The organism is Desulfobacter vibrioformis DSM 8776, from assembly GCF_000745975.1.
In the GTDB taxonomy this organism is placed as follows: domain Bacteria; phylum Desulfobacterota; class Desulfobacteria; order Desulfobacterales; family Desulfobacteraceae; genus Desulfobacter; species Desulfobacter vibrioformis.
In genome coordinates, this window is record NZ_JQKJ01000025.1 from 16,201 (window position 1) to 41,360 (window position 25,160).

Sequence of the window (25,160 nt, forward strand, 5' to 3'; positions counted from 1 at the left end):
CTTTCAGATGGATGGATCTTCGCAGCCTTGATTTTTTTTGTGTCCCCCCCAACATCTATGCCTTTTTCATGTCCGTCATAAACCGGCTTAACGCCTGGACATAGGCTTTGGCAGACGCCGTGATGGTGTCGTCATGCGTGGCCCTACCCACCCAGACCGGGGCAGTCAGGTGATAGTTAAGTTCATGGCCGTTGCCGCTGAGTACAACCAATGCTTCTGCCGCTGACGAGTGGGTCCGTCCCCGGTTGCTGGGCTCGTAAACCACGAGTTTGGGTTTTTTATCACCCAGTTCCAGGACATGGTCAATGGCGCTGAATACCGCATTGATGGGACCGTTTTTACCCGTGAAGGGCTCGCTGGTCTTTTTTTTACCGTCAATGATCAAGACCACCTGGGCATGGCGGTCACCGGACTTGGCAAACTTGTTGAACGCGTAATCCTCAAACTCGACATGGTCTTTCCCTGTGTACCTGAAATCATCCCCGATCATACGCAGTTCCTTGTCCCCGTATGTGATGTCCCGGGACTTGATTTCGGGCATGATATGCTCCCGGACAAAGGCCTTTTCAAATTCAAATCCCAGCTCTTCAAGTCTGGCCGTGACGCCGGCGACGCCGGTCAGCTTGGTGATCTGGTGGGTGTTGCCTGTCCAGCCGATATCTTCGGGGGAGCAGGGCAGGTAAATATTCTCCCCAATGGCCTTGCCCTTTTTGTCTCCGTCTGAATGGACTCCTGATCCGTGGCGCAGGGCATTGGGCCCGATTCCCGGCGCGTTGTAGGGAATGGGTATGGAGCTTTCCCTTTCGATGAACCTTGCCACGGCATTGGTTCTTTCAAGCTTAAAGGCGGTAAAGAATTTCCGGTTATAGGAAGGTTTCAATGAAAGGTTCATGATCACCTGCTCCAACGGCGTATTGCCCGCCCTTTCCCCCAGGGAGTACCAGGTGCCTTCCACCTGCCTGATTCCCTGTTCAACGGCTGCAAGGGTATCTGCCACACTGACGCCGAAATCATTGTGGGCGTGGAAACTTAAGATCACGTCATCCGTGCCCTCCACAAGCATCTTAAAATACTGGATGGCTTCCTGGATTTCAATTTCAATTCCCTTGGCCACGGTATGGGGAATGTTGATCACGTCTGCGCCGGCCTTGATCGCACAGCCATAGATGTTAGAAATATATTCCTGCAGAAAACTATATTCCGGGTTCAGGGACTGGGACAAAGCCAGGATGGTGTTCTGGGCCGAGAATTCCACCCGGCCTTTACCGCCTGTCAACTCCTTTGCATAGGCCACTGCCCGGGAGGCTTTTTCAATTTGCTCATTGGGATCTGCCTTGTATGCCCGGATGGATGCCTCGTCAATGTTGAGGGTGAACACGTGGATGGTGGGGTTGGGATTATTTTCCAGGGCCTGCCATGTCCGTTTGATATTTTCAAAATCCATGGTGGTCAGTCCGCAGATATGGGGGCCTTCCACGGTATCGGCAATCTGTTTCACGGTATCGAATTCCAGGGGGGTTGAGCTGGGAAACCCAACCTCTATGGTGCTGACCCCCGTGTCTGCGAGAAACCGGGCAATTCTAAGCTTTGAATCCCCTTTAAAGGTTACCCCGCCCTGCTCACCATCCCGCAGGGTGGTGTCAAAAATTTCGACTTCCTGCCTGGTCTCACCCGGAATCTGAGTCCGGTCCACTACCCATGTTCCGGTTTCATTTTTTTTGATCGCCATGTTCTTCCCCTTTTTTATGTTGGCTAAAATAAAAAAAGCCGTTATCTGCCCGGCAGGGGCTGATAACGGCTTTTGCTTTCACTTATGAATATTATGCCACTAAGAGCCCCGTCGCCCGGAGGTGTTAAGAACCACCTCCCCGATAAGAAGTAGGGTAAGAAGCAGGGATAATAGTAGACTGGTAAAATTCATAATCAATTTATTCACTTTAATTAAAGTTAATTAATTATATATAAATTTAATGAAGTCAAGAAAAAAATGACGGCCTTCCAAATGCATGACAGATTGAAGATCTGCTTTTTTTTTAAAAAGGAACATCTTCATCATCTAAATCTTCATCATCTAAATCATCATCATCATCAGGATCATAAGGCATCATTTCGTTCATAAGATCAAAAAAGACCCCCAGGGATTGGCATAAATTTTTTATAATCCGGCTATGGGCTTCCTTTGCATTAATCTCTTTTGTCTTGGACATTATTTTCAATTCAGCAGACAGTTCTCTTGTCAAACCAACGATAATTTCTTCAGGATCCATGAATTTTTCCTCCAATTTCGGTTATTAAATTTTTTTATCCCGTACGCCTGTTTCTATTTTATTCAATCCACATTCAGCACAACGGAAAAGCAGCTGAACGCGGCCCATACAGAATCGCCCACACCAAGACCCAGCCATTGGGATCCCTGGGTTGACACCAGGGCGCATAATGTTGTTCCGTCCTTGATACGCACGATATATTCCGTATTGATCTGTCCGGCATTGATCTGCTCGATCATACCATAAAACCGGTTCTCGGCAGTGCATTCCGGCTCTTTTTCCCCATTGTACAAAATCACCAGGGGGGCTTTGACCTCTGCCATAATCAGTCTTGATTCTTTTAATGAAAGCCGTTCCACGCTGCTGTTGGTGATCATTGCCTCAATGGTGTCACCCCCGGCGGTTGTCAATGTGACCCGGGTCTGGATGTCTCCTTTTTGAAGGGCCTGGATTTTGCCGAAAAATGAATTCCGGGCACTGGTTTTACGCGACGCTTCCCTTTCGATGAAAAGTTTTGTGACCTGGGCAATGTCATCTTTGGAAAAAGAGACATAGGCACTGGTCAGGTTCATGGTTGAATGGCCCAGCATGGTCTGTACGGCCGGCATGGGCATATTGCGCTGCATCAACTCCACAGCCCTTGCCTTCCGGATCATTTCCGGGCTGCCAAGCTTCTTGGGAAAGCCTAACGCCTGGGCCCGCTCGTAAAATTTGCGCCGGACAAACCCGGGGTCAATATTGAATTGCTTTTCCAGAAACTGCCTGAATGGCGGATCGTTAAGCATCTGTTCAAGTTCAGAAGCAAGGGTGGTGGAAATCCTGACTATTCTCGGTTCTGTCCGGGTATCCGGCTCCCCAATACCCAAATCCACCAACTGCCGGTTAAAATCAATCCGTTTAAGAGGATCAAGGGCCAGAATTTCATTTAACTTTGCACCCGTGTACCGGATCAGCAAAAAGATGACCAGAATACGGCGGCGGGACAATTGGACATCTGCCCGGTGAGATTGCCTTGCCCATGCCCTGAATGCCTGCTCCAGACGGTCAAGCTGGACCGAATCCAGGCAATGGCCTGTCTCCGGGATCGAAACCATGCGTCCCTGGTCCATACTGCCCTGGGAGGATGACCGGGGGGCCGGTAACGGGGCATCAGCGGTTGTTTTATAATCCATTTACGCTCTCTTTTATTCGCAAGTAACCCTTCTGTCCCATTTTTATAGCACAGGTGCGCATAAAGACAGGTGACTTTTCTTGACAAGTGATTATAATTTTCATAAACTAACACGAAAATAGTATTTATCGTGTTACTGATTTGTCAAACCCAAGATCATCAAAAGGAGGCAACATGGTTTTTCATACAGCCGGCATTGAAGTCCAGCCCTGGATTCCGCCATTGGTGGCGTTCGGGATTTCATTTTTTACCTCCATGGGCGGCATATCCGGAGCCTTTCTCTTGCTGCCGTTTCAAATGTCATTTCTGGGATATGTCAATCCGTCGGTCAGTGCAACCAATCAATTGTTCAATATTGTCGCTATTCCCAGCGGTGTATTCCGGTATTGGCGGGAGGGTCGAATGGTATGGCCCCTGACCTGGGTGGTGGTCCTGGGTACCCTTCCGGGTGTATTCCTAGGGGCATTTCTGCGGGTGGTATACCTGCCGGATCCGGCCCGGTTTAAATTGTTTGCATCTGCGGTTCTGTTTTATATCGGGGTTAAAATGATAAAGGACTTACTGAAAAAAAGCCATGCAGATATTCGTCCCCCCGCCACCAATGCACTGCAATTTCAAAACATGGATGGCCGTGGTTTTTCCCGGCCGGTTGATCCGGAGGAACGTTTTTCAACCGGTGTAACACATCCGGAAGTCTCCCGGTTTAATCTGAAACGAATCTGCTACACCGTTGACGGCCAGGCCTTTGACATATCGTTCTGGGGCATCTTCAGCCTCAGTTTCATCGTGGGCATTGTGGGCGGGGTGTATGGTATCGGCGGGGGATCCATCATTGCCCCGTTTTTTGTAACATTTTTCAGGCTCCCGGTTCACACCGTGGCAGGTGCCACACTCATGGGAACCTTTATTACCTCAGTCGCCGGGGTTGTCTTTTACCAGCTGATCGCACCTTTTTTCCCGGGCATGTCCGTGGCCCCGGACTGGGGCCTGGGCCTCTTGTTCGGGCTTGGCGGAATGGTCGGGATGTACCTGGGCGCGTACTGCCAGAAATATGTTTCAGCCACCCTGATCAAATTGATGCTCACAGGTATTATTCTCCTTACTGCAATCCGGTATGCGGCTGCATTTTTAGGTCTTTAAGCCCCGCCGAAATGGGTCAGAGCCTGATTTTATTGTTCAAATCAGGCTTTTTTTCTGAGGCGCTGCCAGGCACGGGTGCCTAACATTGAATCCGGCCAGGCATCCACCATCTGTAAAAAAAGATCATAGGGTACGGCAAAGGTGAATTCTTCTGCTTTTAAATATTTAATACAGTTGATGTCAAAACCGCCGATAACCGCAACCTTGTCGTTGCCTGCCCGGAACCGTCTCGGCCATGAAACAAGGGCGGCACAGCCCACGCCAAAGGGTATTCTGACCGCATCGGGATTTTGGGTGGCAAAAACCGTGAGGGCATTTAAACCGATCAGGCTGTTCCGGCCTGGAAACAAGAAGACAATTTCCGGTGTCTGTCCCGGGCTGAACAAGTCAAGGGGCTGAATGACAAGGACCTTGCCGCCGGCCCTGGGTGGCTTGAACGAATCATAAAAGCGTTTTCCTGTTTGTGTTGAGTCCACATACCGCTCCCCTTCCATCTGGCCCGGGATACCCGTGGAGATCAGGGCCGGTTCAAAGGGTTCGTAATAGGATTTGAATCCCATGAAAAAAGCACCGCCCAGGCATCCGTAATGTTCCTGGTCAAAAAAAGCCGGGCAGTGTTTTCTGCGGGCAAACCGGACCTTTGAAAGCACACAGGAACTCCAGCCCACATCATGGTCTTTGCCAGGGCTTAATTGATTTAAAGGAGTCATGGGTTTTGGCGATATCCCTGACCCGGGCTGCTGATCCGTATAAAAAAGCCCCATCACAGGGCCATCAAGTCCAAGAATATCTGACAATTTTTTTACTTGGCTGTTCATGTGTATTTCTCCTTGTCTTTAAACCGTGTTCATTAAAAAATAAAATCATCAGGCTGAAAAAAGAACAATGGCGATAAAGGCGCTTAAAATACCAAAGCCCTCCTTTAGGGTAATGGCTTCGTTGAGCACAACGTATCCCAAAGCAATGGTGATCAATGGGGATAACGAGGTGAACATCGCAACCACAGACACTTTGCCGGACCGGACTGCAAACAGAAATCCAAGGCCTCCTGCCATGCCAAGCATGCCGGTGACCACGGCCAGAAAAATTCCCCTGGCATTCACATCCGGCCTGAAATGAATCATGGCAAGAACGATGACACCCATGGTCAGTGCACCAACGCTTTCATAAACAACGGCACTCATGGGGCTGATATGCCGGGTGGTTATTTTGGGAATAAAGGCCCATAATCCCCAGCATATCAATGTCATGGATGCCGGCACTATCCAGGTTTTCATAAATTTGCCTCCTTTTTTGAAAATAACAGATTCAGGCGCAGTCTATCATGCTATCGTCCCGAAACCGTCCCAGGCCGTTAGGGCAAATTAAATTTGTAAAATTCCAGCCGTTGATATACTCAAAAAAAGGGGAGAAGAAATGTCAAAACTGGTATGTCAATTTTTTGGAAGCCCCCATTTTTTTGTCAATGGGTGCATGGTGAGACCTGATCGCAGAAAGGCTGTTGCGCTGGCAGCGTTTCTTGCCGTTCACGGGCAACCTGTTTCCAGGGAAAGGCTGGCAGATCTGTTCTGGCCGGACTACGGCAGGCACAGTGGCCTGGCATCCCTGCGCAGGACCCTTTCGGCCATGGGCAAAATTTTGGGGAAATTCTGGTTTAAGGCAGACCGGCAGACAATATGCTTTGTTCCAGGCAAGGAGATCCGCGTTGATGTGCTGACGTTTCAAAGCCTGGTCTCCCGGGGTGGATCTGATGGAAGCCGCGTTAAAAAAAATGGATTCAATCCACAAAACCTGGAGCAGGCCGCCCTGGTTTATAACGGCCCCTTTTTATCCGGTTTCAGCCTGGATGACGCGCCTGGATTTGATGACTGGCAGTTCAGCCGGAAAGAAGAACTCGAGCGCGACTATATACGTGTGCTTAAAACCCTTGCTGAAACATATGAAAAACAAGGCCATGATACCGGGGCCATGAAATACGCATCTGCCTGGGCGGAATATGATGCGTTAAACGAAGCCGCCCACAGATGCCTGATCCGGCTCTACGGCCGGTCCGGACAAAAAAGCCGGGTACAACAGCAATATGAAAAATGCAGATCCCTGCTTGACACTGAATTGGGCATTGAGCCTGATCCCGGAACCTCTGACCTGGCAGATCAGTACCTTGCACCGGATCAGTTTCCCGTTAAAAAAATATCCCCGCCGCCAGGCGCGTTGCCTGCCCAATCCATTGCCTTTATCGGCAGGCACCAGGAACTGGAACGGATTTCAACATGGCTGATCCGGGGAGACGCACGGCTGATGACCCTGACAGGTCCCGGGGGCATGGGAAAGACCCGGCTGGCATTGCAGGCAATGACCAGGCTTTCGCACCCTTTGTCCATGGCGGCTTTTTTTGTTCCCCTGGCCAATGTGTCAACCTTGGATGAGATGCGGACCCTCCTGTTAAAGACTCTGGGCATCGGACTTGATAAGGGTATGGACCCCAAGAAACAAGTGCTGGACTTTTTGCGCACCCGCGAAATACTGCTTGTCATGGACAACCTGGAGCATCTGCCCGGCATTGAAAAGGAAATATCCCATATGCTGGATAAAACCCGGCATGTAAAAATCCTTGCCACCAGCCGATCCCGTCTGGGGCTCACCAGGGAACAGGTCCTTGTTTTATCCGGTCTGGCCTGCCCCAACGCAGATCCCGAAGTGGACACGCAGATGCTGCTGACCCTTTTGCACTCGGATGCGGCCCGGCTGTTTCTTTTTTCCATCCGCAGGGTGCAGCCGGATTTCAAGCCCAATGCCGGGAATGCCCATGACATCATCCGCATTTGCCGGTCAACATCTGCCATGCCCCTGGCATTAATTCTTGCCGGGGGATGGGGTGATGTTTACTGCCTCCGGGATATTGCAGATAAAATAGAGGAAAGCATTGATTTTCTACAGGCCGATGACGCGGATCTTTTACCTGCCCATGGAAATATGCGCGCGGTATTTGATACGTCCTGGAACAGTTTAAGGCAGGAGGAAAAAGACCTTTTCATGCAATTGTCCGTTTTTAGAGGCCTGTTTTCCCGAAAGGCTGCCCAGGTTGTTGCAGGTCCATTTAAAAACCATCCCAGACATTGCGCGTTTTCAGATATTGTCAGAAAATCACTCGTTAAAATTGACCCCGGCACCGGGTTGTTTGAACTGCATGCCCTTGTTCGCCAGTTTGCCAAAGAAAAGCTTTTTGCTTCCGGGCTGCTGGAAAAGACCCTGGATAAACATGAACGCTACTATCTTCACTTGGTTTCCAGAGGTGAACAAGAGCTGATAGGGCCGGATATGCAGGCATACCGCACGGAGATGGACAGGGCTTTCACCAATATTGAGCAGGCCTGGAAAAGGGCTGTGAACCGAGGTGATCTCATTGGGGTGTCACGATGTGCCGTGGGATTATACATCTATTTTGACATGCATACCCAATATCGGACCGCAGAACGGTTCTTCCGGGATGCAAAAAGGCTGCTGGCCGATCCTGACCGGCCTTTTTGTCCCGAAGCAGGCGTGCTGCTGCTGTGCTGGTTTGACATGCAGAACCAAAGTGTCAACAGATTAAAATCCGTTGAAACCATCCGGGCCTTTGCCTGCAAATGGCTGCGGTGGTCGGTTAAATCAGGCAACACCCCGGGCCGGGCCCACGCCCTTGTTTTTCTGGGTGCCATTGCCCAGAAAAACAAGGCGTATGCCCGGGCCGTGCGGCTATACCAATTGAGCCTGGCCCAGGACCCCGGGGTGGAACGCGCCTTCTGGGTCACCATGCGCATGGGGCTTTGTCAACGCGCCCGGGGCATGATGGATCAGGCATTGAACTGCTTTGAAAAAAGCATTGGCATTGGCCGGGATTTCGGGGACGCCACCAAAATCGCCTGGGCCCTTGGCAATGCAGGCACTGCCCACCTGTGCCTTGGCAATTATGAACCTGCACGTCACAAACTTCTGGCGGCAAAGGATATTTTTACACAGATAAAGGCCCTGCGGGGAAAGATCTTCTGCCTGGAAGAGCTGGGCCTTATTGCGCTGTTCCTGGGCCGGTTTGACCAGGCCCTGGAACTGGCAGACCAGGCCGTGGATCTGTCTTATAATGCTGGCGTGGATATTTATTTCCACCAGGGCCCAACAGCCCTTAAAGGCATGGCCCTGCTTATGAAAGAAGATATGGACCAGGCCCTGATCTGCTTCCAGGAGATTGAGAATGCCGGTGTTTTGGAATTTTTCGCCTGTGTGGGCATGGGATTTATTGCGATTTGCCGCGACAATCCTTTGGGTGCGACTTTTTACGAAAAAAAAGCAAGATCCTTAGCAACATCGGTACATAAACCGCAATTCATCCCATTGCTGTATCTGCTGAAGGCCGCAGTCTTCTCTTTGCACAGAGACAATGCCCCAGCCGCTGAAACATTAAACCAGGCCCTTGCACATCCCTTTTGCCCGAAAAACCTTTTTAATGCCTGGCCATTTGCCGGTAAACTGATGCGTCACAGCAGGAGATGATCGTGCATATGCAGCCCTCCTCAGCGTCGTTGAAACATGCGGGTTGCGCAATCAAGATTCGTGGATGTATATTGTTCAGATCATAGCTCTTGTTATAAAAGACGTCGCTCCTTCTTCTATTCCGGCATAAAAATGCCGGGGGAGTGAATGGTTACAACGGTTACGTATTTTAAAGTACAGGAATTTCCATTTCCTAACACCTAAAACTTAACAACCGGCCCAAAGGGCGGTAAGTTAATGCTGAAATAAAATACTTGTTCTACATACAGTTTAAAAAACAGGGGGTTAAGATATTTAAACAAATTTTCTAAAGGATAAAATATGAATCAGAATTATTTTTTATTTTTATCAAATATTGAGCCTTTTTCTTTTTTAAGTGACAAAGAATCGTCTATACAATTTTTTAGTAATTCTATATCAAGCGTGATAAGACAGGACGTACTTTTCTGCAGTGCAAACAATTCTATAAAAGATGCTGCAGTTCTGATGAAACAACACAGATGCGGCTCTATTCTGATAAAACAGGAAGGCAGATTTATCGGTATCACTACGGATCAGGATTTTAGAAATAAAGTTGTGGCTGCTGATTTAAAAACTTCAAATCCTATTTCTGATATAATGTCTTATCCTTTAATAAGCATATCAGAGCATTCAAGTGTATTTGAAGCGTTCATAAAAATAATGAGAACAGGCGTAAAACATTTAGCCGTAATCAACAATGAAAATGATGCAATAGGCGTGATTTCAAACAGCGATCTGATAAATGCCCAAGGCAAACTTCCTTTTTTATTTATCGAAGAAATAAATAAGGCTGTCTCCTATGAAGAGATATCAAAAAAACAAAAACAGCTTCCCCAAAGCATCGCTACGTTAATAAATGAGGGGGCAAAAGCTCAAAATATAAATAATTTTGTTACTGCAATAACAGATGCGATTTTAGAGAAGCTGATAAAGTTCGCCATACAGGAAATAGGACAGCCTCCTGTTAAATTTGCGTTTATGGTTATGGGAAGCGAAGGCAGAAAAGAACAGACCCTGAAAACAGACCAGGATAATGCTATTATTTTTGAGGATGTCCATGAGGGAGAATTGAAATCTGTAAATGCATATTTTTTAAAGTTAGGCGAACACGTATGTAATATGCTCGATAAAACAGGATATGATTTTTGTAAAGGTGACATAATGGCAAAAAATCCAAAATGGTGTCAGCCTGTTTCTGTATGGAAAAAATATTTTAAAGAATGGATTTATAACGCCAGTCCCAAGGCTCTTCTCCAAACAAGCATTTTTTTTGATTTTCGTTTTGGATATGGAGATATCAGTTTAGTCAATGCGCTTAGAGAATCTTTGTTTGATTTTTTGGACAACCGGACAATTTTTTTTAAGAATATGGCTGAAAACACATCTCACTTTAGATTGCCCATAGGCTTTTTTGGTAATTTTATTGTTGAAACTAAAGGTAAATTTAAAAATACTTTTGATATTAAAGGCGCTATGATGCTTGTGGTAGATTTTGCACGAATATATGCGCTTCAAAATAAAATATCTGCTACAAATACGATGGAACGATTAGAGTTGCTATACAAAAAAAACGTCATAAGCGAATCCGATTATAATGATATAAGCCATTCTTATAACTATATGATGAATTTAAGATTTATCAATCAAATACATGGAATCATTAATGAAGGTGGAGAACCTGATAATAATATCAATCCTAAAAAGCTATCAAGAATAGAGCAGAAGACATTAAAAGAAATATTTAAGAAAATAGAAACAAGGGTAAAACTTCAACAGGATTTTTTTGCGTAATATGATTGGGCCAATTCTTCAGGACGATACGGTCAGTGTAATTATTCCCACATACAACCGGGCGTGGACCCTGAAAAGAGCAGTGGATTCAGCCCTTGCCCAGGACTACCGGAGCCGGGAAGTTATTGTGGTGGATGACGGGTCAACCGACCAAACCCGGGACCTGCTGGCAGGGTATGGAGATAAAATCCGGGTCCTGGTTCAGGAAAACAAAGGGGTGAGTGCGGCCCGCAACCGTGGGATTCAAGAAAGCCAAGGCAGCTTCATTGCCCTGCTGGATTCCGATGATGCCTGGGAAAAGAACAAACTTTCATGTCAAATGGCCTTTTTTCAATCCAATCCCGGGGCAATGATCTGTCAGACCGAAGAAATCTGGATCAGAAAGGGCAAACGGGTCAATCCAAGGAAAAAACATAAAAAACCATCGGGCATGATTTTTGAGCCTTCTTTAAATCTCTGCCTGGTCAGCCCTTCGGCTGTGATGATGAGAAAACAACTCTTTGAGCAAAAGGGAACGTTTAATGAGACGTTTCCGGTGTGCGAGGATTATGATCTGTGGCTGCGTATTTCCCATGACACGCCCGTGTATCTGATTGACACCCCCTTAACGGTTAAAACCGGGGGGCATGGAGATCAACTGTCCGCCTCCCACTCCCAGGATAAATACCGGATTCAGTCCATCCTGAATTTGATCAAGTCCAATGTCCTGTCTTCGGATCAGGAACAGGCCGCGTTAACCGTATTTAAAGAAAAGTGCCGGATTTTTGCCAACGGGTGCATGAAACGGGGCAGGGAAAAAGAAGGCGCCCATTACCTGATGCTTGCCGGCGACAAGGATAGCTGTGAACTTCGTGTTTGAAGATTGATTTTAAAAATTGAACATGGCATCTTTAAATACATTTTTTACAACCAAATTGGTGCAAGGAGAATTGCAGGATGAAATTTCAAAAAATAGTAGACGATATTTACCGCCTTGCGGTTAACATCGAAGATGAGAATTACCTTTTTGAGGGGATCTGGCCTATTCCCCACGGCATCTCCATAAACGCGTATCTGATCAAGGGTGAAAAGAACGTACTCATTGATCTGACCCAGGACATCATGGGCTTTCCCAGGGCCATTACCGAACAGATGGAAGGGGTCAGCCTGGCTGTTGAGGACATTGATATCATCGTGGTGAACCACATGGAGCCGGATCACGCCAGCTGGCTGCGGGATTTTTGCAAAAAAAATACCAAGGGCGTGATTTACTGTACCCAAAAGGCGATTCCCCTGCTCGAAGCCTTTGCCGGGGTCCCGGCGGACCGGGCCGTGGCCATCACGGACGGCATGACCCTGGAAGTCGGGGACTATGAACTCCAGTTTTTTGAAACGCCCAACATCCATTGGCCCGAAACCATGATGACCTATGAGACAAAAAGAAAAATTCTGTTTGCTTGCGATGCCTTTGGTTCCTACGGCAAAGTGCCGGACGACACCATTTTTGACGACCAGCTCTCCGAGGAAAAACATGCTTTTTTTGAAAACGAAGCATTGAGATATTACGCCAATATTGTCTCCTCGTTTTCCGGTTTTGTACTCAAGGGGCTTGCCAAACTGTCCGGACTGGATATCAAGATCATCTGTCCCTCCCACGGGATTATCTGGCGGGAGAACCCCGGCGTGATCATCGACCATTACAAACGTTATGCAGCGTACAGCAAAGGTCCGGGCGAAAGGGAGATTACCCTGGTCTGGTCCAGCATGTACGGCAGTACAAAATCCATGCTCAACCTTGTGGTTGAAACCATACGAAAACACAAGATTCCGGTGCATGTTTACCAGGCCCCGGGCGATGACATCGGCTATATACTGGCCAGTGCCTGGAAGTCTGCCGGACTTATTTTCGGCATGCCCACTTACGAATACAAAGTCTTTCCACCCATGTCCCATGTGATTGACGAACTGCTCGTAAAAAAAGTGACCAACAAAAAGGTTTTCAGGTACGGCTCCTATGGATGGGTCGGGGGGGCCCAGCGGGATTTTGAATCCAAAATTGAAAAATCAGGCTGGGATCTGCTCGGTTTTTATGAATGGCAGGGGGCGCCCACCAGCACGGATGAACAGGCCATGATCCGGAAGATAGACGACTTTTGCGGGGAACTGATTAAATTTACCGGGTAAAAACAGTTCGGGAAAGGCTCTTTCCCGGACCCAAAAATTGGAATGACCGTGAACAGAAAGAATCCGATTCCAGCCAGGTTGCCGGAAATCGGATTCTTTACATTCGCTAATGCGAGCCAACACGCATACGCCCTGCCTGCCGGGAGGGATGCCTCCTATATGCCCAATTGCTTTTCAAGTTCAGCCACGGCCAGGGTGGTCTTGATCACCGTGTCCGGATTAAGGGACATGGTCTCAATGCCGCATTCCACCACAAATTGTGCGAACTCCAGGTAATCGCTGGGAGCCTGGCCGCAGATGCCGATGTACTTGCCCTTTTTTACGGCGGTTTCAATCACCTGGCGGACCATTTTTTTCACCGCTGGATTGCGCTCGTCATATACATGGGAGACAAGGGCAGAATCCCGGTCCACGCCGAGCAGCAATTGTGTCAGGTCATTGGTGCCTATGGAAAACCCATCGAAAATCTCCAGATATTCTTCGGCCAGGATGACGTTGGACGGTATCTCGCACATGCAGATCACCTTGAACCCGTTTTCCCCCTGGCGCAGGCCGAATTCGGCCATGGTCTCTATCACCTGCCTGGCCTCGTCCAGAGTACGGCAGAAGGGAATCATGACCTGGACGTTATGAAGCCCCATCTCATTCCTGATTTTGAGCATGGCCTTGCATTCCAGGCCGAAAGCGGCCTTGTATTCCCTGGCGTAATAGCGCGAGGCACCGCGCCAGCCGATCATGGGATTTTCCTCGTCCGGCTCAAACTGGGCCCCGCCGATGAGGTTGGCGTACTCGTTGGTCTTGAAATCCGAAAGCCGGACAATGACCGGTTTGGGATAAAAGGCTGCAGCCAGCATGCCCACGCCCTCGGCCAGCTTGTCCACGAAATAATCGCTCTTGTCGCTGTAGCCGATGGTCATGTCGGCTATGGCCCGTTTCAAAATCTCGTCGCCCAGTTCCTCGTACCTCAACAGGGCCAGGGGATGAATCTTGATATAAGAATTGATGATGAATTCCTCACGGGCCAGGCCCACCCCATGGTTGGGGATGAAGCTCTTTTCAAAGGCCTGCTCCGGGCTGGCCAGATTCAGCATGATCTTGGTTCTGGTCTTGGGCAGGGTTTCCAGGTTCGTCTCCTTGATCTCGTAAGGCAGAAGTCCCTCAAACACGTAACCGGTGCTGCCCTGGGAGCAGTCCACGGTCACTTCCTGGCCGGTTTCCATCCGGGTGGTGGCATTACCGGCGCCCACGATACAGGGGATGCCCAGTTCACGGCTGACAATGGCTGCGTGGCAGGTGCGCCCGCCCCTGTTGGTGACGATGGCACCGGCGATCTTCATCACCGGTTCCCAGTCCGGGTCGGTCATGTCCGTGACCAGCACCTGACCCTTCTGGAACTGGGAAATCATCTGGGCGGACTTGATCACGTTGACCTTGCCCTGGCCTATGAGTTCGCCCACGGACTGGCCGGTGCACACCACCTCGCCCTTCTCCTTGAGGTGAAATTCCCTGAGAACGGCCATGTCCTTCAAGGTATGCACTGTCTCGGGCCTGGCCTGGACGATGAACAGCTTGCCGGTCTCGCCGTCCTTGGCCCATTCGATGTCCATGGGTTTAAGGTATCCGGCCTTTGCCGAATAGTGATCCTCAATGACGCAGGCCATGCGGCCCAGTTCCACCACCTCCTCGTCCCTGAGTACCAGACGGCGGCGGTCCTCGTCCGGCACAGCCACGTTCTTGGTGGGCTGTTTGGCATCCGTGGTATAGATCATCTTTATGGCCTTGCCACCGGTTTTTTTCATGATAATGGGCTTGAAGCCCTGCTTGAGCGTGGGCTTGAACACGTACCATTCATCCGGATTGACCGCGCCCTGGACCACGTTTTCCCCCAGCCCGTAGGCACCGGTGATGAACACCGCGTCCCGGAAGCCGGATTCCGTGTCGATGCTGAACATAACCCCGCTTGAGGCCAGATCGCTTCTGACCATCTTTTGCACGGCAATGGACAGGGCTATGGAAAAATGGTCAAAGCCCTTGTCTTCGCGGTAGGATATGGCCCGGTTGGTGAACAGGGAAGCAAAACAGCGGTGACAGGCGTCCACCAGGTCTTCCACGCCGCGGATGTTCAGATAGGTGTCCTGCTGCCCGGCAAAACTGGCGTCGGGCAGGTCTTCGGCCGTTGCCGAGGAACGCACGGCCACATCCACATTTTTGCCGTATTCCTCTTCCAATCTGGCATAGGCCTTGGCTATTTCCTTATACAACGCACCTGGAAATTCAAGGCTGCGGATCAGATTCCTGACCCTGGCCCCGCGTTCCTGAAGGTTATCCATGTCATGGGTGTCCAGGTCGGACAATATTTCCCGAATCTTGTCCATGGCCTTGGATTTTTCCAAAAGATAGGTATAGGCATGGGCGGTGACCGCGAATCCGTTGGGAATGCTTACCCCCTTGGGGCTCAAATTGCGGTACATCTCGCCCAGGCTGGCGTTCTTGCCGCCCACCAGGGGCACGTCGTCAATGGTCAAGTCCTTGAACCACGCCACTAACGGCTTCTGATCTTTATGCGTATCTTTGCCCATTTTACCTCCGATTTTGTTCAGATTAATGAGATTCCCCAATCTGCCAGGCTGTTAGAAAAGTGCCGGATGTTTTTCACGGCAACGAGGCTGTTAGCGCTTTACCGGCAGCCTGAGTAAGAACTGCTTTATTGTATTCCCCCGGGACTTTTATGGCAAGGAAATGTGTAAATTGAGCGGCGTGTACGCCTTGTTGTTGCCGTTCAGGCACGATATCGGCTGGACAAAAGGCAGAAACCGGGGCCAATCGCCAGACGGGAGAAGGGGGTTGCCATGTTATGGGGCAGGTCAAGGAGTACAAGGGGGCCGGGGCTGCCTTCAAAGGAGTTTCGGGCCTGATCAATATGCCTGCGCAATTCACCGAAATCATTTAAAGACAGGAACTCGGTCAAGGCCTCAATCATCTCTTCTGTTTCCTGATCCGGCGCTTTCAGGCACTGCCGGATCAGATGTTCGAGCTTCAAGCGTGCCGCCGTCTGGATGCAGTGGCGGCTCAAATCAAGGCGGATTTCCATAAAATCACTTTTTTTTCACGATGGTGCCCATATAGTTGTCCAAGGCGGCCTGGATGGTGCGGGCTGCCAGGGTGGTGCAATGAAGGTCGGCTTCCGGCAGCCGGCCAATGGCGGCAAGGACATGGTCTGCGGTGATATCAGTCAATTCTTCCGGGGTTTTGCCCAGGGTCAGTTCTGCGGCAAAGGACCCGCTGACCATGGAAGAGGCGCACCCGTCGGTAAAATAGGACGCATCCGCCACCTGGCTGTCCTTAAACTTAAGATATATTTCCATGGTATCCCCGCACTCTCCGGTTACCCGGCCCCATCCATCGGGATTTTCCATCCGGCCGCTGTATTTGGGGTTTCGCCAGCGGTGAAAGCCCCTTTCTCCCAAGGCCTGTTTTGCTTCATCAAATATCTCCTCCTGGAGCTTGTCCAGAAATGCATCAAGATTACTCACTGTCATCTCCTTTCTGCTTAAGTTCCGGTATGCACCGGGCATCCTGTTTTTTTACCGGGCACAGTTTGTCATAAACCGGCCCGCTTGTCATCTTTTTGGGGTAAAAATAGATGAAAACCTGTCGGCAAAAACCACCTGCATGAGCGGGAAAATCCTTCCGATCTCTTTGCACCAAAAAAGTTAACGCATTGTAAATAAAAAATACTTTTTAAAGGCATGGTTTGTGCTTATATCTTATAAAAGTGTAGCTGTACAGTCTGTTTTTTTACTACTTCACAGGGAGAAGCCCATGCTCCAGAAAATCCTTCCGGCCGCAGGTATTGCAGTGTTTATCCTGCTGTCAGGAACCGTATCCGAACTATCGTCCATTGTTTTGAACATCAAAAGCAACTTGATTGTCCTTACCGGGGCATCTGTCTGCGCTCTGGTGTCGTATCCTTTGGTTCTGTTTTCAGATCTTTTCGTCAACATCCGCCAGGCATTTTCCGGAGAGAAGACCGATCTGAACGCGCTCATAAAACAGATCGAAGTGCTGGCCGCAATCCGGCGGCGGGACGGGAATCTTGTGCTGGATGAAAAATCCGCGGCCATTGACAATTCATTTCTGAAAATGGGCATTGAAATGGTTGCGGACGGGTTTGACAGATATACGATTTTCAAAACCCTTGAACGCAGACACGACAACTTCCTGCAGGCCCGGCGCTCCCAGGCCGACCTGATTAATACCTTTATTAAATTAATGCCGGTATTTGGTTTTGTGGGCACCATCATCGGCCTGATCAATGTATTGAGCAACATGGGGTCTGCGGAACTGATCGGGAAAGGGGTGGCCACAGCCCTTTTGACCACGTTTTACGGACTGCTGTATGCCAATGTCATTTTTCTTCCCATTGCCAAAAAACTGGCGGAAAAAACCAAACATGACGCCATGGAATTGGCATTGATCATTGAAGGGGTTTTGGATATCGCGGACAAAGCCAATGCCAAGGCCATCGGGTACCGCTTAAGATACTGCATCGGCGATTATTTCCAGGATGACCGGACCGTGGACAGAAAATCCCAGGCACGGCCCATGAACCCGCCCCTGCTTCAATCCAACCCTGAAAAACACGAACCCATGGCAGGCTGATATCCATGATACCCCCGGAGAACCTGATATCTGAGCTTGAAATCTCGGAATTAAAGCGGCTTCACCAGAAACGCCAAAGCCTTCTGGAGGGATGTGAACCCGAAGATCCTGGTTTGTGGGCCATGCTGGATATCATGACCCTGATCCTGGCTTTTTTTATCATGCTTTACAGCAACCAGGCCCATATGCCCCAGGCGTTAAAAATCAAGCAGGGTTCCACCGAGGTCCGCCAGGCCGTTGAAACGGTTAAAACACCGGCCAAACCAGTGAAAAAAATTCACGAATCCGAGCTGGATCTGCTCACCATTGAAGACCGGCTCCACCAGGTCATGGAAAATTCAAATATTTCAAATTACTCGGTTAAAGTGGCAAAAAACAGACTCGTCCTGACCCTGGGCGAAGACATCAGTTTTTCTTCCGGCCAGGCCAGCCTGCTGGACTATATCAAACCTGCATTAAAGGATCTGGCCTCATTTTTCATAACAGAACCCGGATACAGGATCATTGTTGCCGGCCATACGGACAATACCCCCATTCATACGGCCCAGTTCCCCTCCAACTGGGAGCTGTCCGCGGCAAGGGCCATGAGTGTTGCCAGATTCTTAATTGATTGCCGGGTGGCTCCGGAACGGATCAATATCGAGGGATTTGGCGAATACCGGCCCATTGGGGACAACACGCATTTTCTGGGCAGGGAAGCCAACCGGCGTGTGGAAATCTCCCTGGTCAGGGAAACGGGGCAATCGGAACCTTATGAGGGGATATAAGCCGATCCCGCCGTTTCTTCCTATCCATTATTCAACGTCTGTGTATTAAACGTCTGTGGTGAAATCAATCTGGCACTGGTCATTAAGCCGGGTGCGGATCAGGACAATGGCCATCGCGGCTACCGGCAGGGCCATGATCAATCCGACCACAGGAAGAATGGTAACGCCCAGGACAACGAATCCAAGGGAAAATACGCCAAATACAGCGCCCAGTAAATATTTTGAGACTCTTTGTGACAGGCAGTTTGTGTTTTCCATGGTGACCTCCTGATATCATTTTAAAACCATGCAATTAGTCTTAACTAACTAATGCTTTAACAGAATATAATCCCCAATAAAAAATATGCAAGTATTTTTTTTAGGATTTATATGTCCTTGACTTCCCGAACCCGTTTCCTATACTGACGGATCAATAATTGATAAATCAATAATGGATCGGATGATTGAAAATCTCAGGCAGGGGGGAATATGAACAGCAGCACTAGCAAGCCCCAGTCCCGAATTTCCACCGGCCACACCATATTTATTGTCAGTGCAGTCCAGTTTCTGGCACCGTTCATGATGTCTGCGGTCGGTGTGGCCCTTCCCACCATTGGCCGGTTTTATGGCGCCAGTGCCGTCTCCCTGGCCCTGGTGGAAATGGTTTATATGCTGGCCGTTACCCTGTTCCTTCTTCCCATGGGCCGGTTGGCCGACATCACCGGAAGAAAAAAAATATTTGTGTCAGGTGTGGCCTTATTTGCCCTTGCCACGATCCTGTTGCCCTTTTCCCCGTCCATCGGCATTTTCATTGCCATCCGGTTTCTGCAGGGTATTGGCGTGTCATGTACGGTCTCTACTTCCGTGGCCATTCTCTCTTCTGTGGTGCCAAAGGAAAAACGCGGCAAAGCCATGGGCATCATTGTGGCCTGTGTCTACCTGGGACTGTCCGCCGGCCCTACCCTGGCCGGACTTATGATCGCCTGGCTGGGCTGGCAGTGGATCTTTTTTGCGACTGTCCCCCTTGCCTTGGCAGCCCTGATTCTCACCCTGACCCAGCTTAAGGGGGAGTGGAAAGGCGCTGAAGGGGAACCCTTTGACCGCATGGGCAGCATCATTTATATGGCAGCGCTCTCCTGTCTGATCGTCGGGGTGTCCCACCTTGAAAGCCATGCCTGGGCACCGGGACTGATGGCGGCAGGCATGATTTTCATGGCTGTTTTTACCGTTTTTGAATACAGGCACCCCTTTCCCATCCTCGATATCCGCCTGCTGTTGGGAAACCGGGTCCTGGCCTTCAGCAACATTGCCACATGGATCAACTATGCCGCCTCATTCGGGCTTACATTTTTTTTCTCTTTATACCTGCAGGTGGTCAAAGGCATGTCTGCCCAGGCCACAGGTTTTGTGCTCATTGTCCAGCCGGTAATTCAGGCGGTGCTTTCTCCTTTGTCTGGTGCGCTTTCAGATAAAATCTCCGCGGCCAAATTATCCACGGCCGGCATGGCCATCTGCGCGGCAGGACTTGGGTTCGCAGCCGTTCTCGGCCAGGATGCCGGAATCTGGCAGGTGCTGGTGGTTCTGGTTATCATGGGCGTTGGATTTGCTGTCTTTTCCACACCTAACATGACCACGGTCATGGGATCTGTGGGGCCAAGACATTACGGCATTGCCTCCAGCCTTGTGGCCACCATGCGCAGCATCGGCATGCTCACGGCCATGACCATCACCACCCTGCTGCTGAGTATGTTCATGGGGGATGCTGGCGTCAGCACTGCCACAGCCCCGGGATTTCTTAAAACCATGCACACGGCCTTCATGATTTTCGCCCTGCTCAGTCTGGTGGGGATTGTCTTTTCCATGGCCCGGGTAGCGCAGAAACCAGGCCCGGCCCCAAAACGCTGATCAGGAAAACGCGGGCCATGTTTTTACCCACCACCCGAAAAGAACTTGACGACCGGGGTATTGACCGGCTTGATGTAATTCTTGTCACCGGCGATACATACATTGACTCCCCGTTCATGGGGGTCAGCCTGATCGGCAGGGTTCTGGAAGACAACGGATTTACCGTGGGCATCATTGCCCAGCCGGACACGGACAGCGACCGGGACATCTCCCGTCTGGGCGAACCCCGGCTCTTCTGGGGCATCACCGGCGGGGCCGTGGATTCCATGGTGGCCAATTACACAGCCACAAAAAAACGGCGCAAACAGGATGATTACACGCCTGGCGGAGAAAACACCCGGCGGCCTGACCGGGCCGTCATTGTATACACCAACCTTGTGCGGCGCTTTTTTAAATCAACCGTACCCATTGTGCTGGGCGGCATTGAAGCAAGTCTTCGGCGCATTGCCCACTATGATTTCTGGTCCAATAAAGTTCGACGATCCATCCTGTTTGATGCCAAGGCTGACTACCTTTTGTTCGGCATGGCCCATGCCGGTATCGTGGAACTGGCCCGGGCCCTGAATAACCCGCTGAAAACGGATAACCGGCTGGAAACAATGCCGGAAGACACACAAGATCCTGTCACACAGATTGCCGGCCTGGGATATATCGCTAAAACCCCCAAGGGCATAGAGCTGCCTGCCTATGAAGCGGTCACCAGGGACAAGGCCCTTTATATCCAAAGTTTTAAAACCTTTTACGACAATACAGATCCCATGCATGCCCGCCCTTTAAGCCAGGCCCATGGGGACCGGTTTCTTGTCCTGAATCCGCCGGCACCTTTCAGCACCACCCAAGAGATGGACCAAATCCACGATCTGGATTTTCAGCGGGATGTCCACCCTTATTATAGGGCCCAGGGCCATGTCCGGGCCATGGACACCATCCGGTTTTCCATTCCCACCCATTACGGCTGCTACGGGGAGTGTAATTTCTGCGCCATCACCGTTCACCAGGGCCGGACAGTCAGATGGCGGAGCATTGATTCCATTATTGCCGAAGCAAAAAAAATGACCCGGGACAAGGATTTTAAAGGATATATATTTGACCTGGGCGGTCCCACCGCCAACATGTACGGGTTTGAGTGTGAAAAAAAACTGAAAAAAGGGGCCTGTTCCCACCGGCGCTGCCTGTTCCCAACCCCCTGCCCCGCCCTTTCTCCGGATCACGGCCCCCAGATGGCTCTGCTCGATGAAATCAGCCGTCTTGCCGGTGTTAAAAAGATATTTCTCAACTCAGGCATCCGCCATGACCTGATCCTCATGGACAAACAAAAGGGCCAGGCGTACTTAAAACAGGTAATATCCGACCATGTCTCCGGCCAGATGAAACTGGCACCGGAACATTGTGCGCCCGGTGTGCTGGCGCTCATGGGCAAGCCGGACACGGACAGTCTTGTTGCGTTCAAGCACCGGTTTGACCGCATCTGCAACACGCTGAATAAAAAACAATACCTGACCTATTACCTGATCGCGGCCCACCCCGGCTGTACCATGCGGGAGATGAATGAACTGAAGGCATTTACCAGAAACGAACTTCACATCACCCCGGAACAGGTCCAGATATTTACGCCCACACCATCCACCTTTTCCACCCTGATGTATTATACCGGTATTGACCCCTTTGCCATGGTGCCCGTGTTTGTGGAAAAAGATCCCCGGGCAAAGGAAAAGCAAAAACAGATCGTCACCCGGAACGCCGAAGGCCGGACCCGGGAAACACCCCGGCAGAGGCAAAATCAGAGCAAATTTTCCGGACCGGGAAAAAAGGGACGTTACCGGAAAAAATAACGCACCACTTAATGATTTAACACAACAAAGCCAAGGCAAGTTACCCGGGCGTACCCGGAACACTGATCTTTTGCACCCAGAGCCTGCCGGCAGCCAGATAAAACCCCACGGACGCCAGGATAAGATACCCGAACATCTGGATATTTTTGGTTTTCAGGATATAAGCAAAAACCACAATGGTGGCCGCGGAGATCAGGAAAAAAATGGGTTTGGGGATCTGTTTGAGAATCACCCGGCCAAAATGGGCAAACCGGATATGGCTGACCATCAGGGCTGTGGAAATAGCGGTGAAAGCCCAGAGCAGCATGGGACCGGACACAAGGGACGCCCCGAGGACAATCAGGGCACCGGCAGGACTTGGAAATCCGTTGAAAATACCGGCAGGCAGGTCTGTACGGCCCTTGTCCTTGGTGACAAACCGCACTAGACGGTAAGCCACACCCACCACATAAATCAGGGCAAAAACCAGGGCAAAGGTTCCGCCTCTAATGATCACCATATAGGCCGGTGCCAGGCCAAAGGAAACAAAATCAGCAATATCGTCCAGCCAGGGACCGTATTTGGTTCCCCCGTGTTTGAGCGCCATGCGCCCGTCAAACAGGTCAAACAACTGGCCCATGATGATCACGCAGATGGCCCAGGCATAACAGTGATGATAGGTCAGAATCAGGCTGGTGACACCGCACATGAAATTGAGCATGGACAGAATATCGGCATAAAGCCGGTTGGGGACAAATTTGAAAATCATGGATGCCGCAGAAAGGACGATACAGGCCCCAAGCACCCCGTCAGCAATATTCAGCATCCCGGGATTGGCATCCATCAGGGCGCACAGAATCACCAGGGCAAAGCAGATAATGGACTTGATTTTCCCGAAATTGTTCGCCGCCCCGGACACCTTGAGCCAGGCCAGTATCCTGCGGGCAAAAAACTGGCCCACAAGTTCTATGACCACAAGAATCCAGACAAGCCTGGGCGACAAAATACCGATATAGGCAAACCCGATCATGGTGGGCAGATAGGTCAGCTTGTCGCACAAGGGGTCCAGCCACTCCCCCCACCGGGAGACCAGATTGCAGCCCCGGGCCACCACCCCGTCCACCCCGTCAAGAATTGCAGCAAATGTAAAAATAAAAATGGACAAAGATTGATAGGACGAAAAGAAATAGAGAAAAAAACCCAGAAAGGCAAGGGCCGTACGCCAGTAGCAGATGGCGTTGGGGTGCATCAGCCACAGATGGGATTCAACAAACCGCCTGACAGAGGCCTTTTTCTTCACGCTGTGGGAAAACCAGAAAAAAAACAGGGTGCCCAGGGCACTGGATGCCATGATTACCAGAATTCGTTCCATAATTGGGCCTCAATATCAGTTAAACGTTTGTCGACAACTTTTTCGTGGTGATATATCATTGTGGTGCTATTTATCATCTTCACACTATCCTGGAAATAAAATTATGTTTGACATCCGGCGATTTTATATTATTTTCAAAGAAATTTTAACCTTCAGGAGAAAAGCATGGCAGATCTGACAGCAATTATGGAAACCTCAAAAGGCACCATTAATATTACGCTTTTTGCAGACAAGACCCCGTATACTGTGGGCAATTTTGTAAACCTTGCCAAACGGGAATACTATAACGGGTTAACCTTTCACCGTGTGATTTCAGATTTTATGATCCAGGGCGGATGCCCTCATGGCAATGGCATGGGCGGCCCGGGCTACGAATTTGAAGATGAATTCAAAAAAGAGCTCAAACATGACAAGCCCGGCATCCTGTCAATGGCCAATGCCGGCCCAGGGACAAACGGGAGCCAGTTTTTTATCACCCATGTGCCCACGCCCCATCTCGACGGTATGCACACGGTATTCGGAGCAGTTGTCAGCCAAGCAGATCAGGACGTGGTCAACAGCATTACCCAGGGAGATACCATTGAAAGCATCACCATCAAAGGCAATGTAGGTTCGGTATTCAAGAAGATTAAACCCAGACTGGATGGGTGGAACAAAACCCTGAACAAGTCCTTCCCAAAGCTTCCCAAAGCCTGATTATCTATTGTTTGGACGCAAAGTCACCCATCTGCGGCGTTGCAGAAAAATTTGCAATCCTCACAACCAAAAGGTTGCTCCGGTTACAAATTTTTCTGCGCCTTGCATCTGGGCAACTTTGCGTCCAAACACGGGGGTTGCGTCCAGATTCTCATAATTCCTGAACGAAAACCCCGTGTAAACAAAAAGACCTTTTGCCGCGTATCATGGGGCAAAAGGTCTTTTCTTTTTGGATTCAGCAGGGTTGTCCGGGGTGTCGGATCAATCCAGGTCAATGTACAAAGGAATAACATGAAGCGACGCAGAATTTTCCTCGGTATCCCCTAACCGCCAGTTTTTTACCGGAATTCCGGCTTCTTTGATTTTTTCAATCATCCCTTTGATATTAATCAGGGGGTGCCGGGTAAATACATTGGGCAGTCCGTAAGTCAGGCTGCACACCAGGCATTTGTCCGGCCGGCGCAGCAGGTTAAAGGCAAGGACAATCCGGCTGCCGGAAATACTGACAGGCTCCAGCCTGATGTCATAAGCACCTTCCGAGGCATCTCCGTACAGCGCATCAAAAAACTGATCACTTCTTTCAGGCGGCAACAGCTCATCTAAAAATTCCTGGGTGAGTATGCTGTCAAAATCTCTTTGAGCCATGTTTTATCATCCTTTTTTTATTACCTGTATCTTCATTTAAATTAGATTTCTCTTCTATTCTTTCTATGCCGGAAAATCAAGGGACAAACCAGGGTAATTGCGGTAATTTGTTTGCAGTTTGATGTTAATTTAAAATGGATCATACGAATTATAAACCACCATGTATTAAATTTAAAATAGTGTAGCTTTTGCCCGTTTGATCTTACTCAAATATCTGGTACAATTAAAATTTAAAAAAAGAGA

Annotated in this window: 21 protein-coding genes; 10 read left to right on the forward strand and 11 right to left on the reverse strand. The window is 49.7% G+C overall.

Annotation, left to right across the window (positions count from 1 at the left end):
* Window positions 1–55: 55 nt before the first annotated feature.
* The 3 genes from Q366_RS14820 to Q366_RS14830 form a co-directional block, all read right to left on the reverse strand.
* Complete coding sequence (locus Q366_RS14820; RefSeq protein WP_035240377.1) at window positions 56–1,729, reverse strand: alpha-isopropylmalate synthase regulatory domain-containing protein; 1,674 nt, start codon at window positions 1,727–1,729, stop codon at window positions 56–58.
* A 304-nt stretch (window positions 1,730–2,033) separates the two neighbouring features.
* A complete protein-coding gene (locus tag Q366_RS14825; protein ID WP_035240379.1) occupies window positions 2,034–2,267 on the reverse strand; it encodes a hypothetical protein in 234 nt (77 codons plus the stop codon).
* A 62-nt stretch (window positions 2,268–2,329) separates the two neighbouring features.
* The gene (locus Q366_RS14830) at window positions 2,330–3,439 is read right to left on the reverse strand and encodes a TOBE domain-containing protein (RefSeq protein ID WP_035240381.1); all 1,110 of its coding nucleotides are present in this window, start codon (window positions 3,437–3,439) and stop codon (window positions 2,330–2,332) included.
* 173 nt (window positions 3,440–3,612) lie between these two features.
* Between Q366_RS14830 and Q366_RS14835 the strand changes: the two genes are divergently transcribed.
* Window positions 3,613–4,578 (forward strand): sulfite exporter TauE/SafE family protein, encoded by a 966-nt coding sequence (locus Q366_RS14835; RefSeq protein ID WP_035240382.1) that lies wholly within the window; start codon window positions 3,613–3,615, stop codon window positions 4,576–4,578.
* 41 nt (window positions 4,579–4,619) lie between these two features.
* On the opposite strand, the gene Q366_RS14840 is transcribed toward Q366_RS14835, so the two are convergent.
* Window positions 4,620–5,396 carry a DUF169 domain-containing protein gene (locus tag Q366_RS14840; RefSeq protein WP_035240387.1) on the reverse strand — a complete coding sequence of 259 codons (777 nt, stop codon included), beginning with the start codon at window positions 5,394–5,396 and terminating at the stop codon, window positions 4,620–4,622.
* 48 nt (window positions 5,397–5,444) lie between these two features.
* Complete coding sequence (locus tag Q366_RS14845; RefSeq protein ID WP_035240389.1) at window positions 5,445–5,855, reverse strand: EamA family transporter; 411 nt, start codon at window positions 5,853–5,855, stop codon at window positions 5,445–5,447.
* Between the two features lie 139 nt (window positions 5,856–5,994).
* On the opposite strand from Q366_RS14845, the gene Q366_RS14850 reads away from it, so the two are divergent.
* The 4 genes from Q366_RS14850 to Q366_RS14865 all read left to right on the forward strand — a co-directional run bounded on the left by Q366_RS14850 (window position 5,995) and on the right by Q366_RS14865 (window position 13,080).
* Window positions 5,995–9,105: an AfsR/SARP family transcriptional regulator gene (locus Q366_RS14850; protein ID WP_035240391.1), complete on the forward strand. Its 3,111-nt coding sequence runs from the start codon at window positions 5,995–5,997 to the stop codon at window positions 9,103–9,105.
* 321 nt (window positions 9,106–9,426) lie between these two features.
* Window positions 9,427–10,917 carry a DUF294 nucleotidyltransferase-like domain-containing protein gene (locus tag Q366_RS14855; protein ID WP_245619979.1) on the forward strand — a complete coding sequence of 497 codons (1,491 nt, stop codon included), beginning with the start codon at window positions 9,427–9,429 and terminating at the stop codon, window positions 10,915–10,917.
* 1 nt (window position 10,918) lies between these two features.
* Window positions 10,919–11,776 carry a glycosyltransferase family 2 protein gene (locus Q366_RS14860; protein WP_035240395.1) on the forward strand — a complete coding sequence of 286 codons (858 nt, stop codon included), beginning with the start codon at window positions 10,919–10,921 and terminating at the stop codon, window positions 11,774–11,776.
* Window positions 11,777–11,853: 77 nt separating this feature from the next.
* On the forward strand, window positions 11,854–13,080 hold the full coding sequence (locus tag Q366_RS14865) for an FprA family A-type flavoprotein (RefSeq protein ID WP_035240396.1): 1,227 nt from the start codon (window positions 11,854–11,856) through the stop codon (window positions 13,078–13,080).
* A gap of 155 nt (window positions 13,081–13,235) precedes the next feature.
* On the opposite strand, the gene ppsA is transcribed toward Q366_RS14865, so the two are convergent.
* The 3 genes from ppsA to Q366_RS14880 all read right to left on the reverse strand — a co-directional run bounded on the left by ppsA (window position 13,236) and on the right by Q366_RS14880 (window position 16,619).
* Window positions 13,236–15,659, reverse strand: coding sequence for a phosphoenolpyruvate synthase (gene ppsA / locus Q366_RS14870; protein WP_035240398.1), 2,424 nt, complete (start codon window positions 15,657–15,659; stop codon window positions 13,236–13,238).
* Window positions 15,660–15,859: 200 nt separating this feature from the next.
* The gene (locus Q366_RS14875) at window positions 15,860–16,171 is read right to left on the reverse strand and encodes a hypothetical protein (RefSeq protein WP_035240405.1); all 312 of its coding nucleotides are present in this window, start codon (window positions 16,169–16,171) and stop codon (window positions 15,860–15,862) included.
* A gap of 4 nt (window positions 16,172–16,175) precedes the next feature.
* Window positions 16,176–16,619, reverse strand: a complete 444-nt coding sequence (locus Q366_RS14880; protein ID WP_035240408.1) for an iron-sulfur cluster assembly scaffold protein — start codon at window positions 16,617–16,619, stop codon at window positions 16,176–16,178.
* Between the two features lie 283 nt (window positions 16,620–16,902).
* On the opposite strand from Q366_RS14880, the gene Q366_RS14890 reads away from it, so the two are divergent.
* Together Q366_RS14890 and Q366_RS14895 are read left to right on the forward strand one after the other, a co-directional pair.
* Window positions 16,903–17,742: a motility protein A gene (locus Q366_RS14890; RefSeq protein ID WP_035240414.1), complete on the forward strand. Its 840-nt coding sequence runs from the start codon at window positions 16,903–16,905 to the stop codon at window positions 17,740–17,742.
* 5 nt (window positions 17,743–17,747) lie between these two features.
* On the forward strand, window positions 17,748–18,509 hold the full coding sequence (locus Q366_RS14895; protein WP_035240417.1) for an OmpA/MotB family protein: 762 nt from the start codon (window positions 17,748–17,750) through the stop codon (window positions 18,507–18,509).
* A 45-nt stretch (window positions 18,510–18,554) separates the two neighbouring features.
* On the opposite strand, the gene Q366_RS14900 is transcribed toward Q366_RS14895, so the two are convergent.
* The gene (locus Q366_RS14900) at window positions 18,555–18,767 is read right to left on the reverse strand and encodes a hypothetical protein (protein ID WP_035240419.1); all 213 of its coding nucleotides are present in this window, start codon (window positions 18,765–18,767) and stop codon (window positions 18,555–18,557) included.
* A gap of 210 nt (window positions 18,768–18,977) precedes the next feature.
* Here Q366_RS14900 and Q366_RS14905 point away from each other — a divergent pair, with 210 nt between their 5' ends.
* Window positions 18,978–20,393, forward strand: coding sequence for an MFS transporter (locus Q366_RS14905; RefSeq protein WP_035240422.1), 1,416 nt, complete (start codon window positions 18,978–18,980; stop codon window positions 20,391–20,393).
* A 17-nt stretch (window positions 20,394–20,410) separates the two neighbouring features.
* Entirely contained in the window at window positions 20,411–22,225 is a 1,815-nt protein-coding gene (locus Q366_RS14910; protein WP_035240425.1) for a YgiQ family radical SAM protein, read from the forward strand.
* Window positions 22,226–22,265: 40 nt separating this feature from the next.
* On the opposite strand, the gene Q366_RS14915 is transcribed toward Q366_RS14910, so the two are convergent.
* Complete coding sequence (locus Q366_RS14915; RefSeq protein WP_035240428.1) at window positions 22,266–23,576, reverse strand: CDP-alcohol phosphatidyltransferase family protein; 1,311 nt, start codon at window positions 23,574–23,576, stop codon at window positions 22,266–22,268.
* A gap of 165 nt (window positions 23,577–23,741) precedes the next feature.
* On the opposite strand from Q366_RS14915, the gene Q366_RS14920 reads away from it, so the two are divergent.
* Complete coding sequence (locus Q366_RS14920; protein ID WP_035240431.1) at window positions 23,742–24,272, forward strand: peptidylprolyl isomerase; 531 nt, start codon at window positions 23,742–23,744, stop codon at window positions 24,270–24,272.
* 261 nt (window positions 24,273–24,533) lie between these two features.
* Here the strand turns inward: Q366_RS14920 and Q366_RS14925 are convergent, their stop codons facing one another.
* A complete protein-coding gene (locus Q366_RS14925; RefSeq protein WP_035240433.1) occupies window positions 24,534–24,917 on the reverse strand; it encodes a hypothetical protein in 384 nt (127 codons plus the stop codon).
* Between the last annotated feature and the right edge of the window lie 243 nt (window positions 24,918–25,160).

Bases quoted from the DNA above. Each gene is read 5' to 3' on its own strand.
- Q366_RS14910 (WP_035240425.1), top strand. From the start codon at position 20,411: ATGTTTTTACCCACCACCCGAAAAGAACTTGACGACCGGGGTATTGAC.
- Q366_RS14845 (WP_035240389.1), bottom strand. From the start codon at position 5,855: ATGAAAACCTGGATAGTGCCGGCATCCATGACATTGATATGCTGGGGA.
- Q366_RS14865 (WP_035240396.1), top strand. From the start codon at position 11,854: ATGAAATTTCAAAAAATAGTAGACGATATTTACCGCCTTGCGGTTAAC.
- Q366_RS14875 (WP_035240405.1), bottom strand. From the start codon at position 16,171: ATGGAAATCCGCCTTGATTTGAGCCGCCACTGCATCCAGACGGCGGCA.
- Q366_RS14825 (WP_035240379.1), bottom strand. From the start codon at position 2,267: ATGGATCCTGAAGAAATTATCGTTGGTTTGACAAGAGAACTGTCTGCT.
- Q366_RS14840 (WP_035240387.1), bottom strand. From the start codon at position 5,396: ATGAACAGCCAAGTAAAAAAATTGTCAGATATTCTTGGACTTGATGGC.
- Q366_RS14830 (WP_035240381.1), bottom strand. From the start codon at position 3,439: ATGGATTATAAAACAACCGCTGATGCCCCGTTACCGGCCCCCCGGTCA.
- Q366_RS14880 (WP_035240408.1), bottom strand. From the start codon at position 16,619: ATGACAGTGAGTAATCTTGATGCATTTCTGGACAAGCTCCAGGAGGAG.
- Q366_RS14890 (WP_035240414.1), top strand. From the start codon at position 16,903: ATGCTCCAGAAAATCCTTCCGGCCGCAGGTATTGCAGTGTTTATCCTG.
- ppsA (WP_035240398.1), bottom strand. From the start codon at position 15,659: ATGGGCAAAGATACGCATAAAGATCAGAAGCCGTTAGTGGCGTGGTTC.
- Q366_RS14920 (WP_035240431.1), top strand. From the start codon at position 23,742: ATGGCAGATCTGACAGCAATTATGGAAACCTCAAAAGGCACCATTAAT.
- Q366_RS14835 (WP_035240382.1), top strand. From the start codon at position 3,613: ATGGTTTTTCATACAGCCGGCATTGAAGTCCAGCCCTGGATTCCGCCA.
- Q366_RS14820 (WP_035240377.1), bottom strand. From the start codon at position 1,729: ATGGCGATCAAAAAAAATGAAACCGGAACATGGGTAGTGGACCGGACT.
- Q366_RS14850 (WP_035240391.1), top strand. From the start codon at position 5,995: ATGTCAAAACTGGTATGTCAATTTTTTGGAAGCCCCCATTTTTTTGTC.
- Q366_RS14855 (WP_245619979.1), top strand. From the start codon at position 9,427: ATGAATCAGAATTATTTTTTATTTTTATCAAATATTGAGCCTTTTTCT.
- Q366_RS14860 (WP_035240395.1), top strand. From the start codon at position 10,919: ATGATTGGGCCAATTCTTCAGGACGATACGGTCAGTGTAATTATTCCC.
- Q366_RS14900 (WP_035240419.1), bottom strand. From the start codon at position 18,767: ATGGAAAACACAAACTGCCTGTCACAAAGAGTCTCAAAATATTTACTG.
- Q366_RS14905 (WP_035240422.1), top strand. From the start codon at position 18,978: ATGAACAGCAGCACTAGCAAGCCCCAGTCCCGAATTTCCACCGGCCAC.
- Q366_RS14925 (WP_035240433.1), bottom strand. From the start codon at position 24,917: ATGGCTCAAAGAGATTTTGACAGCATACTCACCCAGGAATTTTTAGAT.
- Q366_RS14915 (WP_035240428.1), bottom strand. From the start codon at position 23,576: ATGGAACGAATTCTGGTAATCATGGCATCCAGTGCCCTGGGCACCCTG.
- Q366_RS14895 (WP_035240417.1), top strand. From the start codon at position 17,748: ATGATACCCCCGGAGAACCTGATATCTGAGCTTGAAATCTCGGAATTA.